Source organism: Melissospora conviva, assembly GCF_049523535.1.
Classification (GTDB): Bacteria; Actinomycetota; Actinomycetes; order Mycobacteriales; family Micromonosporaceae; genus Melissospora; species Melissospora conviva.
Genome location: NZ_JBLLDT010000010.1, coordinates 1 through 16,846 on the forward strand (window position 1 = coordinate 1; position 16,846 = coordinate 16,846).

Sequence of the window (16,846 nt, forward strand, 5' to 3'; positions counted from 1 at the left end):
AACCCGGAAGCTAAGCCCTCCAGCGCCGATGGTACTGCACCCGGGAGGGTGTGGGAGAGTAGGACGCCGCCGGACAACCATTTGATTGAAGCCCACCCCACGCGGGGTGGGCTTCAATCATTTCCAGACCCAGAACACACCCACACAGCCGGACCGGCCACGCGCCGGCACCCAGAACACACCCCCACAACCGGGTCGGCCGTGCGCGCCGGCTCAGCCGCGGCTCTGCATCTGCTCACGCATCTCACGCAACAGCGGCGCCGCCTCCTCGACCGTGCGGCTGGGGAAGAGCGCCAGGACCGCACTGCCGTGATCGGCCCAGCCACAGACCGCGAACATGCCGGTCTCGTCACTGGCGAGCCCGCACTTCATCACCCCGCCGTACCGGCCCGCCGGAACCTCCTCGGTCGCCGCGTCGGTTGCCAGGTCGTGGATGAGAGTGTCCAGATCCCGCTCCGGCTGCCAGATCAGTGTGGTGCCACCGAAGACCAGCACCGGCCGGTCCGCGTCGTCGGCGCTGCGGTAGATCGCGGCGACCGAGTCGTCGAGGTTGATGCCGGCGGCGATCGCGGTCCTCAAATCCTCTTCCGTCTGCGCCGCGTCCGCGTCGACGACCCGGTGCAGCCCGGCGAGCTGGTCCGGCGTCGTCAGGGCGGTGTCCCGCTGGTCGGCGACGCGCCAGCCGAACGTGCCCAGGGCCGCCGCGCCGGCCAGGCCGGCCACCAGCAACGAGGCGAGCACCCAGGTACGAGCCGAGCCCCGCCCGTTGCTCTGCGGTGGCGCCACCGTCGGCTCCGAGAGCTCCCGGTGCTCCGACAGCAGTTCCAGATGCCGGTTCTCGTCAGGGCCGGCGGGAAGGTGCGGGTTCGACATGGCTGACACCGTACGCGAACCGGTGGTGGCGAACGCCGCCGCCAAACCGGAAGCTCGTAGACTTTACGGGTGACCGAACGCCTGGATACCCCACGCCCCGACGCCCCCCAACTGCCGGCCCAGTACCAGCCCGGCGAGGTAGAGCAGCGGCGCTACGAGCAGTGGGTGGCGGCCGGGCACTTCAAGGCCTCCGCCGACAGCGAGAAGCCGCCCTTCACCATCGTCATCCCCCCGCCGAACGTCACCGGCTCCCTGCACATGGGCCATGCCTTCGAGCACACGCTGATGGACGCGCTGAACCGGCGCAAGCGGATGCAGGGGTACGAGGCGCTCTGGCTGCCCGGCATGGACCACGCCGGCATCGCCACCCAGAACCTCGTCGAGCGGCAGCTCGCCGCGGAAGGGCTCTCCCGCCACGACCTGGGCCGGGAGAAGTTCGTCGAACGGGTCTGGAAGTGGAAGGCCGAATCCGGTGGCGCCATCCTCGGTCAGATGCGCCGCCTCGGCGACGCCGTCGACTGGGACCGCGAGCGCTTCACCATGGACGAGGGACTTTCCCGCGCCGTCCAGACGATGTTCAAGAAGCTCTTCGACGACGGCCTGATCTACCGGGCGAACCGGATCATCAACTGGTGCCCGCGCTGCCTGACCGCGCTGTCGGACATCGAGGTGGAGCACACCGAGGACGAGGGTGAGCTCGTCTCGATCCGGTACAGCGACGAGGTCGTGGTCGCCACCACCCGCGCCGAGACGATGCTCGGCGACACGGCCGTGGCGGTCAACCCCGACGACGAGCGCTACCAGCACCTGATCGGCACCGAGGTGGAACTGCCGCTCACCGGCCGGCGGATCCCGATCGTCGCCGACGCCCACGTCGACCCCGCGTTCGGCACGGGCATGGTCAAGGTGACCCCGGCGCACGACCCGAACGACTTCGAGATCGGCCAGCGGCACAGCCTGCCCGCGATCGCGGTGATGGACGAACGCGGCGTGATCACCGTGCCCGGCCCGTTCGAAGGGCTCGACCGGTACGAGGCGCGGCCGGCCGTCGTCGCCGCGCTGCGCGAGCAGGGCCGCATCGTGGCGGAGAAGCGGCCGTACCTGCACTCGGTCGGCCACTGCTCCCGGTGCAAGACCACCGTCGAGCCGCGGCTGTCGTTGCAGTGGTTCGTCAACACCGCCCCGCTGGCCAAGGCCGCCGGTGACGCGGTCCGTGACGGTCGCGTGAAGATCGAGCCGGCGGAGCTGGCCAAGCGGTACTTCGCCTGGGTCGACAACATGCACGACTGGTGCATCTCCCGGCAGCTCTGGTGGGGCCACCGCATCCCGGTCTGGTACGGCCCGGACGGCGAGATCGTTTGCGTCGGCCCGGACGAGCAGCCGCCCACCGGCGACGGCTGGCACCAGGACGAGGACGTGCTCGACACCTGGTTCTCCAGCGGTCTGTGGCCCTTCTCCACCCTGGGCTGGCCCGAGCAGACCCCGGACCTGGCGAAGTTCTATCCGACCAGTGTCCTGGTGACCGGCTACGACATCCTCTTCTTCTGGGTCGCCCGGATGATGATGTTCGGCCTCTACGCGATGGACGGCCGGGCGCCCTTCGACGTGGTCGCGCTGCACGGCATGGTCCGCGACGAGCACGGCAAGAAGATGTCCAAGTCCTTCGGCAACGTGGTCGACCCGCTGGACTGGATCGACCGTTTCGGCGCCGACGCCACCCGCTTCACCCTGGCCCGGGGCGCCAACCCCGGCCAGGACGTGCCGGTCAGCGAGGAGTGGTGCCAGGGCTCGCGCAACTTCTGCAACAAACTCTGGAACGCGACCCGCTTCGCGCTGATGAACGGCGCGCACACCAACGGGCCGCTGCCGCAGATGCAGCAGCTCTCGCCGGTCAACCGGTGGATCCTCTCCCGCCTGCAGCACGTCACCGCCGAGGTGAACGAGCAGTTTGAGGCGTACGAGTTCGCCAAGGTCTGTGATGTGCTCTACCACTTCGCGTGGGACGACGTCTGCGACTGGTACGTGGAGCTGGCCAAGCCGGTGCTCGCTGCCGGCGGTCCGGCGGCCGACGACACCCGCCGGGTGCTCGGCCACGTCCTCGACCAGCTGCTGCGACTGCTGCACCCGGTCATCCCGTTCGTCACCGAGGAGCTCTGGATCGCCCTGACCGGGCAGGAGACGGTGATGACCGCCGCCTGGCCGCAGGCCGCCCCGGAGCTCATCGACGACGCCGCCGAGGCGGAGATCGGCACCCTGCAGGGGGTCGTCACCGAGATCCGGCGCTTCCGCTCCGACCAGGGGCTGCGCCCCACCCAGCGGGTGGTCGCCCGGCTCGACGGGCTGGCCGGTGCCGGCATCGCCGCCCACGAGCCGCTGATCCGTTCGCTGGTCCGCCTCGACGAGCCGGCCGACGGTTTCCAGGCCAGCGCCACCCTGGCGATGCCCGGTGAGGTCAACGTCGCGCTGGACACCCGCGGCACCATCGACGTGGCCGCCGAACGGGCCCGGCTCACCAAGGATCGGGCGGCGGCCGAGAAGGAGGCCGCGCAGGCACGCGGAAAGCTGGGCAACCAGGCGTTCCTGGAGAAGGCCCCGGAACCGGTGGTCGCCAAGATCAGGGAGCGGCTGGCGACGGCCGAGGCCGACCTGACCCGGATCGCCGCCGCGCTGGAGGCGCTGCCCAGTGAGTGAGCGCAGCGATTTCCAGAGCGCCGAGGCCGAGTTGGCGCGGCGCGGCTTCACCCGGATGGTCTTCGACCCCGAACGGATCGTGGGGCTGCTCGACCTGCTCGGGGAGCCGCAGCGGGCGTACCCGTCGATCCACCTGACCGGGACCAACGGCAAGACTTCCACCGCCCGGATGATCGACTCGCTGCTGCACGCCTTCGGGCTGCACACCGGCAGGTACACGAGCCCGCACCTGGAGACGGTCCGGGAACGGATCGCCCTCGACGGTGAACCGGTGAGCGAGGAGCGGTTCGCCGGGGTCTACCAGGAGGTGGCGCCGCTGGCCGAACTTGTCGACCAGCGCAGCGCCGAGCCGCTGACCTACTTCGAGATGACCACCGCGCTGGCCTTCGCCGCCTTCGCCGACGCGCCGGTCGACATCGCGGTGGTCGAGGTCGGCCTCGGCGGCGCCGAGGACGCCACCAACGTGCTCCAGGCGCCGGTCTGCGTGCTGACGCCGATCGGCCTGGACCACACCGAGTGGCTCGGCGAGACCGTCGAGGAGATCGCCTGGGCCAAGGCGGGGATCATCCACCCCGGCGCCACGGTCGTCTCCGCCGCGCAGGAGGAGGAGGCGGCCCGCCCGATCCTGGAGCGCTGCGCCGACGTCGGCGCCACCATCGCCCGGGAGGGGAGCGAGTTCGGGGTGCTCCGCCGGGCGGTCGCCGTGGGCGGTCAGGTCCTCACCCTGCAGGGCCTCGGCGGCGTCTACGAGGAGATCTTCATTCCGCTGCACGGCGCGCACCAGGCGCAGAACGCCGCGGTGGCGCTGGCCGCCGTCGAGGCATTCCTCGGTGCCGGCGCCGAGCGCCAGCTCAACGTCGAGACGGTGCGGGAAGGCTTCGCCGGCGCCAGCTCCCCGGGACGGCTCGAGCGGGTACGCACCGCGCCGACCGTGCTGCTCGACGGCGCGCACAACCCGCAGGGCATGGCGGCCACCGCCGCCGCCCTGCAGGAGGAGTTCGCGTTCAGCCGCCTCATCGCGGTGCTGGCGGTGCTGGCGGACAAGGACGCCGAGAGCCTGCTGGAACTCCTCGAACCGGTTGTCGACGCGGTCGTGGTGACCCGCAACAGCTCGCCGCGGGCAATGCCCGTCGCCGAGCTGGCGAGCTTGGCCGAGGAGATCTTCGGCCCCGAACGGGTCGAGGCCGCCGAGCAGATGCCGGACGCGATCGAGGTGGCGGTGTCGCTCGCCGAAACCGACGTGCCGGGTGAGCTCAGCGGCGTGGGTGTGGTCATCACCGGTTCGGTCGTCACCGTCGCCGACGCGCGGAAGCTGCTGAAGCGATGAGCGCCGGACCGGAGCAGTACCCGGCCGGGCAGCCGGCGCAGCGGGGAGACGAGCCGGCAGCGCCGCCGGAGCAGGAGGAGCCGGCGCCGCCGGAGCAGGGCCACCGCTCGGGGTTGCGCAACCCGCGCGGCGCTGTGCACGGGCTCGGTGCGGCGGCGCTGATGTTCGAGACGCTCGTGCTGCTGCTCGCCATCCAGCCGATGCGCGCGCTCGGGGTGGAGCTGACCGGCGTCACCATCGGGGTGATCGTGGCGCTGGCCCTCGCCGCTGTGGTGATCATCGCGATGCTCAAGCGCCCGTGGGCCTGGCACGCGGGCACGGCGCTGCAGGTGCTGCTGATCCTCGCCGGTTTCCTGCACTGGTCGCTGGCCGGGGTGGGGATCATGTTCGGGCTGCTCTGGGCGTACGTGCTGCACGTGCGCAAGGTGATCCTGACCGACTGAGCCGGGCCCGGCGGTCCTTCCCTGCCGGCTCCCGCTGGGCGCGGATCTGCCGCCTCGGTGGGCGTTCAGTCGGCCGGGTGTTCGCGCCACTCCGTCAGGGCGACGCTGTTGCCGTCGGGGTCGCGGAAGGTTGCCGCCCAGACGTCGAAGCGCGTACCGCGGTTGATGATCTGGGGTGGGGAGGTGAACCCCAGCCCCTGCTCGCTGAGTCGCTGGTGGGCCGCCGCCAGGTCGGCGACCTCGAGGTTGATGTGGGTCAGCCGACGGTTGCCGGTGGCCTCGGCGACCTCGCGCAGCACGAGCCGGTTCGCGCCGGAGGCGAGCACGGCGCTGTTGTCGCCGCCGTCGATCTCGTACAGGCCGATCAGGTCGGTGTAGAAGTCGACCGCCCGTGCCAGGTCGGTCACGAGCAGGGTGACACCGACCCCGCTGATGCCGGGCCCTTCCCGCAAGGGCTCGGCGGGGACAGCGCCGAAGAGGTCGTCGAGGATCGGAGCGTCGTACAGGCGCTCGCCGGCAGCCGGGTCGACGGAGGCGTCCGGGACGGGCGGCGCGATATCGGGTTCGGGGTCGAGCGGGATGTCGATCGGATCCACGATCGGGGTGCTGCGGTCCGCCGCGCTCGCGGCACCGCTCTGGGCGGGGCCCTCGGTGCGGCTCTGTGCGGTCGTACCAGGTGCGCCGGGAGCCGCCGCGGGTCCGTCGGCGGCCGGGCCGGGATCGGCGGACGCCGGAGAGGGGGACGGGCGTCGCGGCGCGGGCGCGGGTGCGTCGACCAGCGTCCCCTCCACCACGGTGATCCCGCCGGTGGTCTCGTGCATCACCACCGGCGGTCGCTCCTCCTGCACCTGGGCGACGTCGCCGGCCAGGTCGTCGGTCACCAGTTCGCCCTCGCGCGACGGGTACGCGAAGTCATCGTCCTCCGGGCGGTTGCGCCAGGGCGCGGGCTTCTCCCCGATCAGCAACTCGTCCAGGGGTGCCCCGAACTCGGCCACCAGGGTGTCGGTGCCGGCGGCCGGGGTGCCGTCCACCGCGCCGGCCAGCGGGGCTTCCTCGTGGGTCGGCACCTCGTCCCAGAGGATCCGGATCCGGCGGTGGTCGTCGAGGGCGACCTTGACCGGCAGCAGCTGCCCGGCGACGGGCCACTTGGCGATCGGCACCCGGGGCTCGATCATCCGGCGGGACCGGGGCGGCAGGCCCGGGGCGTCCACCACGATCTCCAGCTCGCACCGCCCGTGTGAGTAGGCAGCCGGGGGTTCCGTCGCCTGCTGCACGGTCGCCGTGCCGACCACCCAGGCGCGGCCGCCGGCGCGAATCGTCGCCAGCGCGATCGCCAGCGCCAGCAGCGCCACCCCGAGCGCCACGATCGCCCAGCTCCGCATCCCCAACCCGAAGAGGACCATGAAGGTGGCGAAGGTGCCGGTGACGGCCCCGACCAGTTTCCGGGCGGGCGCGACGGGCCGGCCGGCGGCAGTGACCACGGTGAACCTCCTTGCCTCGACACCAGGCTAGGCCCGGTACCGGACGAACCGGAAGAGCGGGCACATGCAGCGACCGCCGCTCACCGGGCCCCGGTGGATGGCTAGGCTGACCGTACCGATTAAATCGTCACCCTGCCGCCCAGGAGGAACCGCGTGTCCAGCACCAGCCCAGCCGAGCGGACGCTCGTACTGATCAAGCCCGACGCGGTCCGGCGCGGCCTGATCGGCGAGATCACCGGCCGTTTCGAGCGCAAGGGTCTGCACATCGAGGCGATGGTGCTCCGGACGATGGACGCGCAGCTCGCCGACCAGCACTACGCCGAGCACGTCGAACGCGACTTCTACCCGCCGCTGAAGGACTTCATGACCGGCGGCCCGCTGGTGGCGATGGTGCTCTCCGGCGACACCGCGGTCGAGATCGTCCGCGCCATGATCGGCGCCACGGACGGCCGCAAGGCGACGGCCGGCACCATCCGGGGCGACCTGTCGATGTCAAACCGTGAGAATCTCGTGCACGCTTCCGACTCGGCCGCCAGCGCCGCGCGCGAGATCGCGCTCTGGTTCCCCGAGCTGGGCTGACCTGCACGACGGTCGACGAGGGCGGGCACCCGCGGGTGCCCGCCCTCGTCGTTTCCTCGCGCCGGTTGCTGGCGCCTGCGGACTGGCGCGCGCTAGATTGCGCGCCGGACAACCGAAGCGAGGAACAGATGGCGCCGCTGACGGGCAAGGTCGTGGTGATCACCGGAAGCACCCGCGGATTCGGGCGGGTGCTGGCCGAGCAGGTCGCCGACCGCGGCGCGCGCGTCGTGGTCTCCGGCCCGTGGCCCGAGGAGGCGGAGAAGCAGGCCGCCGCGCTGCGGGAGCGGGGGGTCGAGGCCCTCGCGGCACCCGGCGACGTGACCGACCAGGCCCAGGTGGAAGCCCTCGCCGACGCGGCCGTCGCCGCCTACGGGCGCATCGACATCTGGGTCAACAACGCCGCGGCGGCCACCCCGGTGGGGCGCGCGTTCGACATCGACCCGGCCGAGTTCCGGCGCGCGGTCTCGGTCAACGTGCTCGGCACCTACTATGGGGCCCGCGCCGCCGGCATCCGGATGCTCGCCGGCGGTGGCGGCGTGATCGTCAACATGCTCGGCCGGGGCGACAACACCGGCCCCACGCCGTACACCAGTCCCTATGGGGCGACGAAGGCGTGGGTACGCGGCTTCACCCGGACCCTGCAGAAGGAGTACGAGAAGACGTCCGTGCGGGTCGTGGGCTTCAACCCCGGCATGATGCTGACCGACATGCTGCTCAACCCGCACGTCGTGGGGGACGAGGGGGAGCGGGCAATGAAGCCGTTCGCCGTCGTCACCAGGATCTTCGCCGACCCGCCGGAGGTCGCGGCCGCCGAACTCGTCGCGGTGCTCGAACGGGATCGCCCGCCGCGGGCGGTCAACCGGCTCGGGCCGGCCGGCGCGACCCGCCACCTCGCCCGCACCGCCGTACGTGCGATCACCCGGCGCGGCGCGGCGGTCCCGGCGCTGAAGGTGGAGCGGCTCGCGGTGCACGGCACGACCGGGGCCGGATCGAGTATTCTTGGCGACAAAGGCGTCGACCCGGCCATCACCGGTGAGCCTCCGGAAGAACAGCCGGCACTGCCGGCCCAGTAGAACCGGACGGGTCCGGCCCGTCACAGCCGGACAACGAGCGGGCGGTCGCCACGACCGCCAAGCGAGGTGGTACCGCGGGTCGTCGCGGGCACGCCGTGAGGCGTACCCGCCGGGCTCGTCCTCGCAGACCACGAGACAGTGAGCTGCGACGAGGAGTGAGCGACCGCGATGGCCTATCCATTGCACGACCCGAGCGCGACCGGTGTGCCGGCCAGCCCCGACCTGCCCGCCGTCGAGACCGAGGTGCTCGAGTTCTGGGCCGCGGACAAGACCTTCGAGGCCAGCGTCGCGGCGCGGCCCGCCGGCGACAAGGGCGACAACGAGTACGTCTTCTACGACGGCCCGCCCTTCGCCAACGGCCTGCCGCACTACGGCCACCTCTTCACCGGTTACGTCAAGGACCTGGTGCCCCGCTACCAGACCATGCGCGGGCACCGCGTCGAGCGGCGCTTCGGCTGGGACTGCCACGGCCTGCCGGCCGAGGTGGTCGCCGAGAAGCAGCTCGGCATCACCAGCAAGGCCGAGATCCTCGACCTGGGTGTCGCCAAGTTCAACGACGCCTGCCGCAGCTCGGTGCTGGAGTTCACCCAGGACTGGGAGCGCTACGTCAACCGTCAGGCGCGCTGGGTCGACTTCACCAACGACTACAAGACCCTCGACGTGGACTACATGGAAAGCGTCATGTGGGCCTTCAAGACCCTGCACGACAAGGGTCTGGTCTACGAGGGTTTCCGGGTGCTGGCCTACTGCTGGCGCTGTGAGACGCCGCTGTCGAACACCGAGACCCGGATGGACGACGTCTACCGCGACCGGCACGACCCGACGCTGACTGTCTGGTTCGAGCTGGCACCCACCGACACCGAGCCGGCGCTCAAGCTCGGCGTCTGGACCACCACCCCGTGGACCCTGCCGTCGAACCTGGCGCTCGCCGTCGGCCCCGACATCGAGTACGCCGTCCTCGAGCGTGACGGCGAGCGCTACGCCGTCGGCGCCGCCCGGCTGGAGGCGTACGCCAAGGAGCTGGAGGGTTACGAGCGGGTCGGCACGGTGTACGGCCGCGACCTGGTGGGGCGCCGCTACACCCCGCTCTACGACTTCCTCGCCGAGCAGGCCGGGCCGAACGCGTACCAGGTGCTCGGCGCGGAGTTCGTCACCACCGAGGACGGCACCGGGATCGTCCACCTCGCCCCCGCCTTCGGTGAGGACGACCAGAACGTCTGCAACGCCGCCGGCATCCCCACCGTCGTCACCGTCGACGACCGCACGCGCTTCACCGCGCTGGTCCCGCCGTACGCCGGTGAGCAGGTCTTCGACGTCAACAAGCCGGTCATCCGCGAACTCAAGGAGCGGGGGGTGGTGCTGCGGCAGGACACCTACACCCACTCGTACCCGCACTGCTGGCGCTGTGACACGCCGCTGGTCTACAAGGCCGTCTCCTCCTGGTTCGTGGCGGTGACGAAGTTCCGCGACCGGATGGTCGAGCTGAACCAGCAGATCAACTGGACGCCGTCGCACGTCAAGGACGGCTCGTTCGGCAAGTGGCTGGCCGGCGCCCGCGACTGGTCGATCAGCCGCAACCGGTTCTGGGGCTCACCCATCCCGGTCTGGCGCTCCGACGACCCGAACCACCCGCGGGTGGACGTCTACGGCTCGCTGGACGAGATCGAGCGCGATTTCGGCGTACGCCTGACCGACCTGCACCGCCCGGCCGTCGACGACCTGGTCCGGCCCAACCCGGACGACCCGACGGGCAGGTCGATGATGCGCCGGGTACCGGAGGTGCTGGACTGCTGGTTCGAGTCCGGCTCGATGCCCTTCGCCCAGGTGCACTACCCGTTCGAGAACGCCGAGTGGTTCGACAACCACTACCCGGGCGACTTCATCGTGGAGTACATCGGGCAGACCCGTGGCTGGTTCTACACCATGCACGTGCTGGCCACCGCGCTCTTCGACCGGCCGGCGTTCCGCAACTGCCTCAGCCACGGCATCCTGCTCGGCGCCGACGGGCGCAAGATGTCCAAGAGCCTGCGCAACTATCCGGACGTCTACCACGTGTTCGACGCGTACGGCTCCGACGCGATGCGCTGGATGCTGATGTCCTCGCCGGTGCTGCGCGGCGGCGACATGGCGGTCACCGAGGGCGGTATCCGCGACGCCGTACGGCAGGTGCTGCTGCCGCTGTGGAACGTCTGGTACTTCTTCTCCCTCTACGCCAACGCCGAGGGCTACCAGGCGACGCGGGTCGACCCGGCGGCCGTCGAGGTCACCGACGCCGGCGCGCTGCTGGACCGCTACGTGCTGGCCAAGACCGGGGAGCTGGTCTCGGCGGTGCAGGCGCAGCTGGACGCGTACGACATCTCCGGGGCGTGCGGCAGCATCCGCTCCTTCCTGGACGCGCTGACCAACTGGTACGTGCGCCGGTCCCGGGACCGCTTCTGGTCCGGTGACCACCGGGCCTTCGACACGCTCCACACGGTGCTGGAGACGCTCTGCCGGGTGATGGCGCCGTTCGCGCCGTTGACGACCGAGGCGATCTGGCGCGGCCTGACCGGGGGTCGCTCGGTGCACCTGACCGAGTGGCCGCAGGTTGCCGAGTTCCCCGCCGACCCCGAGCTGGTCGCCGCGATGGACGCCACCCGGGAGGTCTGCTCGGCGGCGCTGTCGCTGCGTAAGGCGAAGGGTCTGCGGGTGCGGCTGCCGCTGCCGAAGCTCACCGTCGCCTCGCCGCTGGCGGCGCAGCTGCGTCCCTTCGCCGACCTGGTCTCCGACGAGGTCAACGTCAAGGCTGTCGAGGTCACCGACGACGTGTCGGCCTGGTGCCGGCAGGTGCTGACGGTGGTGCCGCGGGCGCTCGGCCCGCGGGTGGGCAAGCAGGTGCAGTCGGTCATCAAGGCGGTCAAGGCCGGTGAGTGGGAGCTCGTCGACGGGGCGCCGGTGGCGGCCGGGGTGACGCTCGCGGCAGGGGAGTACGAGCTCAAGCTCGTCGTCACCGACGCCGACCAGTCGGCCCAGCTGCCCGACGGCGGTGTGGTGGTGCTGGACACCGCGGTCACTCCGGAGCTGGCCGCGGAAGGGCTCGCCCGGGACGTTGTCCGGGTGGTGCAGCAGGCACGGCGCGACGCCGACCTGGACATCTCCGACCGCATCGAGGTGGCCCTGGCCGCCTCCGGCGAGGTGACCGAGGCGGTCCGGCAGTACCGGGACTTCGTTGCCCGGGAGGTGCTGGCCGAGGAGATCAGCTTCGTCGACTCGACCCCTGGCTTCACCGGCGAGGTCGGCGAAGGGGAGCCGGTGACGGTGTCCGTGCGTAGGAAGTAAGGCGTACACCTTTCGGATCGAGCGGGTGGGTGGGCTAACGTGACACCGCCTGTCCACCCGCTTGACACCATCACCCGCTCGGAGGAGCCGTGCCGCCGCTGTATTTCATCGGCAAACTGACCGTGGGCATCGGCCTGCGTGTGTTCTGGCGACCCGATGTCCAGGGGCTGGAGAACATCCCGGCCACCGGCGCCATCCTCTGCGGCAATCACCTCTCGGTCGCCGACGAGCTCTTCCTCGGCATGGCGGCGCCCCGGCATGTCGCCTTCTGGGCCAAGTCCGAGTACTTCACCGGCACCGGCCCCAAGGGGATCTTCCAGAAGGCGGTCCTGACCGGCCTCGGGGCCATCCCCGTCGAGCGCTCCGGTGGCCGGGCCTCGCTGTCGGCCTTCGACGCCGCGATCCCCGGCCTGAAGCAGGGAGCGCTGGTGGCGGTCTACCCGGAGGGGACGCGCTCGCCGGATGGGCGGCTCTACCGGGGACGCACCGGCGCGGTGCGCCTGGCGCTCTCGGCCGGCGTGCCGATCGTCCCGGTCGGCATGATCGGCACCAACGAGGTGCAGCCGATCGGGGCGCGGGTCCCGCGGCTGGGCAAGGGGAAGATCACCGTCAAGTTCGGCAAGCCCCTGGACTTCACCGGCCGCGCCGACGACCGGGAATCGCTGCGCGCCATGACCGACGAGCTGATGAGGGCGATCCAGGCCCTCACCGGGCAGGAGTACGTCGACGAGTACTCGCCGCGCGCCAGCCGGCCGAGCGCGGCCCCCGAGGCCTGACCCGTCCCGGCAGCGCCGAACCGATCGCGGCCCGCACCGGACAGGTGCGGGCCGCGTCTTGTGCTGGAGGTTCGGTCGTTCCGGGCGTCGTGGGCGGGGTGCCCGGCGGCCCTTGCGGGTTAGACGCTCGCGGGGGTGGCCGTCGCCGTCGGCGCAGGCGCCGACGGCTGCTGCCGGTCCTGACGTGCCTTGGTCGCCACCAGTGAGGTCAGCAGGATCAGTTCGAAGAAGTTGACCGTGGCGCCGGTGGGCAAGGGGAGCTGTACGGCGCTGAAGATGATCATGAGCGTCGCGGCGATCAGGAACCACGGCCAGCGCTGCCGGCGGAAGACGATGACCGAGGCGATCAGCTGCACGAGGGCGATCACCAGCACCATGATCGGCGGGCCGTCGGACTCGGCCGGTGCGTACCGCAGCGCGCCGTACTCGAGGGTCGGCGCCAGGTTCAGGTGCGCGAGTTCGGTGACCATCTCGACGGTCACCAGGGCGAGGGTGAGCAGCACGGCGCCGGCCGCCGCGATCCGGGTGTCCGCCCAGCGCGCACCCGCACGCCGCACCGCCTCCCACGCGAAGATCGTCAGCAACGGGGTGAGCAGTGCGTGCGACCAGAAACGGACCAGGTTGAGGTTCTCCAGCAGGGCCCCCTCCCCGATGAGCCTGCCCAGTGCGACCATGCCGTTGTCGTAGAGCAGCCCGGCGACCACCGGCAGCACCACGATGGAGGGTGTGGCGAAGCCGTTGCGCAACCCGAGCCGAATCAGCCAGACGAGCAGAACGACGTAGGCGAGCGCGTAGAACGCGAAGAGGAAGACGTCCATCCGGGTGGAACTCCGATCAGCGTGGGGCGATGCGCACAGAGTGCCATCGCCGCCCGCCGATCGGTAGGGTCGATCCCGGTGCGTGGTCAACCCCGCACGATGAGCCGTTCGCGGAAAGCGGCGAGCTGCCGGGCACTGTCGTCGACCGAGAGCTGGGTGAACAGCCCGGTCCCCAGGCTGCCGTGGTCGGCCCAGGTACAGACCACCACGGACTCCCCGCCGTCCTGGCCGGTGCCGCAGCGCAGGTGCGCGCCGCGCTCGCCGGTCGGCATCTCCCGCACACCGGTGAGGCGGTAGCGGCCGGTGAGGCGGCCGATCTCGTCGTTGACATCCGACTCGGGGGTGAGCCGGAAGCCGGTGCTGCCGAAGATGGTCACCCGCTTGCCCGCCCCGGTGCTGTAGACGCCGGCGAAGGCCTCGTCGGCCAGCAGATGCGCGCCGAGCATGTCATTGGCGAGCTCTTCGGCGGCCTTCTCGCTGCGGTCGTCATCCCGCAGGCGCAGGTCGCCGACCTCCTCGCGCATGTCGACCGCGGCCGGGTACTGGTTCCAGGCGGGCTGGATGTAGTAGCCGGGCACGCCGCAGCAGCAGGCCAGGCCGAGCACGGTGGCCAGCAGCAGCCGCAGCGGCCAGCGGCGGCGGCGCTGCCGGGGCGCGCGCGGCGGCTTGGCGACCGGCAGGGGCACCGGTGGCGCGGAGACCCGCGGCGGTCCGGGCGGCACCGGTGGCGCGGAGACCCGGGGCGGTCCGGGCGGCACCGGTGGCGCGGAGACCCGCGGCGGTCCGGGCGCCGCCGGTGGACGCATCGCCGGCGCGGGCAGCGCCGGAGGCCTCGCCGGGGGACGTGCCGCGGCGGGCGGCGGGGCTGCCGGCTGCCCGGCAGGCGCAGCCGTGGGCATCGGCCGGGTCGGCGGGGGAGCGGGGAACTGCCGGGTCGGCGCCGGGGTGGCGTAGCGCCGGGTCGCATCGCCCTGCTCCGGCCCCGGCTCGGTCGCCGTCGGGGCCTCCGGCTCCGAGGTGTCCGGCTCCGCCGAGTCAAGCTCCGGCCGCACGGCACCGCCCGGAGCCGCGCCGAAGAGCCAGGGAGTCGCGTCGGTGTCGGCCCAGGGATCGACCGGCTCGGGCAGCTCGGAAGCGTCCGGGCCGAGGTCGTGTGCGGGGTCGCGGGGTGGGGGTGCGCTCTTCGCCGCGGGGTGCTCGGCGGCCGGGCGGTCGGGCTCCGGCGGCTGATGCGCCATCAGTGTTCTCCTCTCGCGCCGTGCCGAGGCTAGTACCCGCCCGCACGGACACGACAGGTGCCTGTCCGCCACGCAGGCGCCGCGGCGTGCGTACGGTCACGACAGGCGGCGCCGGGGGCCGCGTAGGCTTGGATCCCATGACCGACCTGTCGACCACCTTCCGCCCGCCGGCGGCGAACTCTGTCTGGCCCCAGCTGGAACCGCTGCTTCCCCAGGTCAGCAAGCCCATCCAGTACGTGGGTGGCGAGTTGGGCGCAGTCGTCAAGGACTGGGACACCACGGTGGTGCGCTGGGCGCTGTCGTACCCCGACGCGTACGAGGTGGGGCTGCCCAACCAGGGCGTGCAGATCCTCTACGAGGTGCTCAACGAGCTGCCCGACGTGCTGGCCGAGCGGACCTACGCGGTCTGGCCGGACCTGGAGAAGCTCATGCGGGAGCAGGGCGTCCCGCAGTTCACCGTCGAGGCGCACCGGTCGGTGCGGGAGTTCGACGTCTTCGGCATCTCCTTCGCCACCGAACTGGGCTACACCAACCTGCTCAACATGATCGACCTGGCGGGCATCCCGCTGCTGGCCGCCGACCGCACCGAGGCCGACCCGGTGGTGCTGGCCGGCGGACACGCCGCCTTCAACCCGGAGCCGATCGCCGACTTCATCGACGCCGCCGTGCTCGGCGACGGCGAGGAAGCCGTCCTGGAGATCACGCAGATCGTCCGCGAGTGGAAGGCCGAGGGCTCGCCCGGCGGCCGCGACGAGCTGCTGCTGCGGCTGGCCCGCACCGAGAGCATCTACGTGCCGCGCTTCTACGACGTCGACTACCTGCCCGACGGGCGGATCCAGCGCGTGGTGCCCAACCGCCCGGACGTTCCGTTCCGGGTGCACAAGCGCACGACGATGGACCTGGACGCGTGGCCGTACCCGAAGCGCCCGATGGTGCCGCTGGCCGAGACGGTCCACGAGCGGTACGCGGTGGAGATCTTCCGCGGCTGCACCCGCGGCTGCCGCTTCTGCCAGGCGGGCATGATCACCCGTCCGGTGCGGGAACGCTCGATCACCACCGTCGGCCAGATGGTCCGCGACGGCCTCGAGTTCTCCGGCTTCTCCGAGGTGGGGCTCCTGTCGCTGTCGTCGGCGGACCACTCCGAGATCGGCGACATGTGCTCCGGGCTCGCCGAGCAGTACCAGGGGAGCAACGTCTCCCTCTCGCTGCCCTCGACCCGGGTCGACGCCTTCAACATCGAGCTGGCGCAGGAGCTGTCCCGCAACGGCCGCCGCACCGGTCTGACCTTCGCTCCCGAGGGCGGCTCGGAGCGGATCCGCCGGGTGATCAACAAGATGGTGTCGGAGGAGGACCTGATCCGCACCGTCGTCACCGCGTACAGCAACGGCTGGCGGCAGGTGAAGCTCTACTTCATGTGCGGCCTGCCGACCGAGACCGACGAGGACGTGCTCCAGATCGCCCGCCTCGCCCACGAGGTGATCAAGGCCGGCCGGGCGGCGACCGGCTCCAAGGACATCCGCTGCACCGTCTCCATCGGCGGATTCGTGCCCAAGCCGCACACCCCGTTCCAGTGGGCCTCCATGCAGCCTCCGGAGGTCATCGACAACCGGCTCAAGCTGCTCAAGCAGGAGATCAACTCGGACCGTTCGCTGGGCCGGGCGATCGGCTACCGCTACCACGACGGCGAGCCGTCGCTGATCGAGGGACTTCTTTCCCGCGGCGACCGCCGCGTCGGCGCGGTGATCCGCAAGGTCTGGGAGGACGGTGGGCGCTTCGACGGTTGGAGCGAGCACTTCTCCTACCGCCGCTGGGTCGACGCCGCCGCCGAGGTGTTGCCGGCCAGCGGGGTGGACCTCGACTGGTACACCACCCGCGAGCGCGACGAGCTCGAGGTGCTGCCCTGGGACCACCTCGACTCCGGCCTCGACAAGGACTGGCTCTGGCAGGACTGGCAGGACTCGGTCTCGGAGTACGAGCAGGACGACTGCCGTTGGACCCCCTGTTTCGACTGCGGCGTCTGCCCGTCGATGGACACCGAGATCCAGATCGGGCCGACGGGCAAGAAACTGCTGCCGCTGACGCCGGTCAACAACGGGCTGAAGCTGCCCGCGGCCGGCACCCCCGCCTGATCCGTCACGCCGGCCGGCGGCGCGGGGCGGCCCGCCCCCGCCCCCCCCGCCCCGCGCCGGCCGCCGCCGCACGGCGGCCCCAGGCGCCGGCGGGCGCCCC

At 71.6% G+C, this 16,846-nt stretch carries 12 protein-coding genes and 1 rRNA gene; 9 read left to right on the forward strand and 4 right to left on the reverse strand.

Features of this window, described 5'->3' with window-relative positions:
- Positions 1-75: ribosomal RNA gene (gene rrf, locus ACK8GG_RS19380) — 5S ribosomal RNA — on the forward strand; the annotation flags it as partial.
- A 138-nt stretch (positions 76-213) separates the two neighbouring features.
- Here the strand turns inward: rrf and ACK8GG_RS19385 are convergent.
- Positions 214-873 (reverse strand): hypothetical protein, encoded by a 660-nt coding sequence (locus tag ACK8GG_RS19385; protein ID WP_440356933.1) that lies wholly within the window; start codon positions 871-873, stop codon positions 214-216.
- A gap of 69 nt (positions 874-942) precedes the next feature.
- Here ACK8GG_RS19385 and ACK8GG_RS19390 point away from each other — a divergent pair, with 69 nt between their 5' ends.
- The 3 genes from ACK8GG_RS19390 to ACK8GG_RS19400 are packed head-to-tail and all read left to right on the forward strand — an operon-like array spanning position 943 to position 5,334.
- The gene (locus ACK8GG_RS19390; protein ID WP_440350732.1) at positions 943-3,564 is read left to right on the forward strand and encodes a valine--tRNA ligase; all 2,622 of its coding nucleotides are present in this window, start codon (positions 943-945) and stop codon (positions 3,562-3,564) included.
- On the forward strand, positions 3,557-4,891 hold the full coding sequence (locus ACK8GG_RS19395) for a bifunctional folylpolyglutamate synthase/dihydrofolate synthase (protein ID WP_440354993.1): 1,335 nt from the start codon (positions 3,557-3,559) through the stop codon (positions 4,889-4,891). Before ACK8GG_RS19390 ends, ACK8GG_RS19395 begins: the two co-directional genes overlap by 8 nt.
- A complete protein-coding gene (locus tag ACK8GG_RS19400) occupies positions 4,888-5,334 on the forward strand; it encodes a DUF4233 domain-containing protein (RefSeq protein WP_440350730.1) in 447 nt (148 codons plus the stop codon). The genes ACK8GG_RS19395 and ACK8GG_RS19400 overlap by 4 nt, the downstream gene beginning before the upstream one ends.
- 65 nt (positions 5,335-5,399) lie before the next feature.
- Here the strand turns inward: ACK8GG_RS19400 and ACK8GG_RS19405 are convergent, their stop codons facing one another.
- A complete protein-coding gene (locus tag ACK8GG_RS19405; protein ID WP_440350729.1) occupies positions 5,400-6,815 on the reverse strand; it encodes a VOC family protein in 1,416 nt (471 codons plus the stop codon).
- Positions 6,816-6,968: 153 nt separating this feature from the next.
- Between ACK8GG_RS19405 and ndk the strand changes: the two genes are divergently transcribed.
- From ndk to ACK8GG_RS19425, 4 genes are all read left to right on the forward strand, one after another.
- Entirely contained in the window at positions 6,969-7,394 is a 426-nt protein-coding gene (gene ndk / locus ACK8GG_RS19410) for a nucleoside-diphosphate kinase (protein WP_440350728.1), read from the forward strand.
- Between the two features lie 128 nt (positions 7,395-7,522).
- Complete coding sequence (locus ACK8GG_RS19415) at positions 7,523-8,467, forward strand: SDR family NAD(P)-dependent oxidoreductase (protein WP_440350727.1); 945 nt, start codon at positions 7,523-7,525, stop codon at positions 8,465-8,467.
- A 168-nt stretch (positions 8,468-8,635) separates the two neighbouring features.
- Positions 8,636-11,785, forward strand: a complete 3,150-nt coding sequence (ileS, locus tag ACK8GG_RS19420) for an isoleucine--tRNA ligase (protein ID WP_440356934.1) — start codon at positions 8,636-8,638, stop codon at positions 11,783-11,785.
- A gap of 89 nt (positions 11,786-11,874) precedes the next feature.
- Positions 11,875-12,561 carry a lysophospholipid acyltransferase family protein gene (locus ACK8GG_RS19425; protein WP_440354987.1) on the forward strand — a complete coding sequence of 229 codons (687 nt, stop codon included), beginning with the start codon at positions 11,875-11,877 and terminating at the stop codon, positions 12,559-12,561.
- A 119-nt stretch (positions 12,562-12,680) separates the two neighbouring features.
- On the opposite strand, the gene ACK8GG_RS19430 is transcribed toward ACK8GG_RS19425, so the two are convergent.
- On the reverse strand, positions 12,681-13,379 hold the full coding sequence (locus ACK8GG_RS19430) for a hypothetical protein (RefSeq protein WP_440350724.1): 699 nt from the start codon (positions 13,377-13,379) through the stop codon (positions 12,681-12,683).
- Between the two features lie 86 nt (positions 13,380-13,465).
- Entirely contained in the window at positions 13,466-14,617 is a 1,152-nt protein-coding gene (locus ACK8GG_RS19435) for a hypothetical protein (RefSeq protein WP_440356935.1), read from the reverse strand.
- Positions 14,618-14,754: 137 nt separating this feature from the next.
- Here ACK8GG_RS19435 and ACK8GG_RS19440 point away from each other — a divergent pair, with 137 nt between their 5' ends.
- Complete coding sequence (locus ACK8GG_RS19440; RefSeq protein WP_440350722.1) at positions 14,755-16,746, forward strand: TIGR03960 family B12-binding radical SAM protein; 1,992 nt, start codon at positions 14,755-14,757, stop codon at positions 16,744-16,746.
- The last annotated feature ends 100 nt before the right edge of the window (positions 16,747-16,846 follow it).

Coding starts and splice junctions, on each gene's coding strand:
- ACK8GG_RS19385 (WP_440356933.1), bottom strand. CDS start 873: ATGTCGAACCCGCACCTTCCCGCCGGCCCTGACGAGAACCGGCATCTG.
- ACK8GG_RS19400 (WP_440350730.1), top strand. CDS start 4,888: ATGAGCGCCGGACCGGAGCAGTACCCGGCCGGGCAGCCGGCGCAGCGG.
- ACK8GG_RS19415 (WP_440350727.1), top strand. CDS start 7,523: ATGGCGCCGCTGACGGGCAAGGTCGTGGTGATCACCGGAAGCACCCGC.
- ileS (WP_440356934.1), top strand. CDS start 8,636: ATGGCCTATCCATTGCACGACCCGAGCGCGACCGGTGTGCCGGCCAGC.
- ACK8GG_RS19430 (WP_440350724.1), bottom strand. CDS start 13,379: ATGGACGTCTTCCTCTTCGCGTTCTACGCGCTCGCCTACGTCGTTCTG.
- ACK8GG_RS19435 (WP_440356935.1), bottom strand. CDS start 14,617: ATGGCGCATCAGCCGCCGGAGCCCGACCGCCCGGCCGCCGAGCACCCC.
- ACK8GG_RS19440 (WP_440350722.1), top strand. CDS start 14,755: ATGACCGACCTGTCGACCACCTTCCGCCCGCCGGCGGCGAACTCTGTC.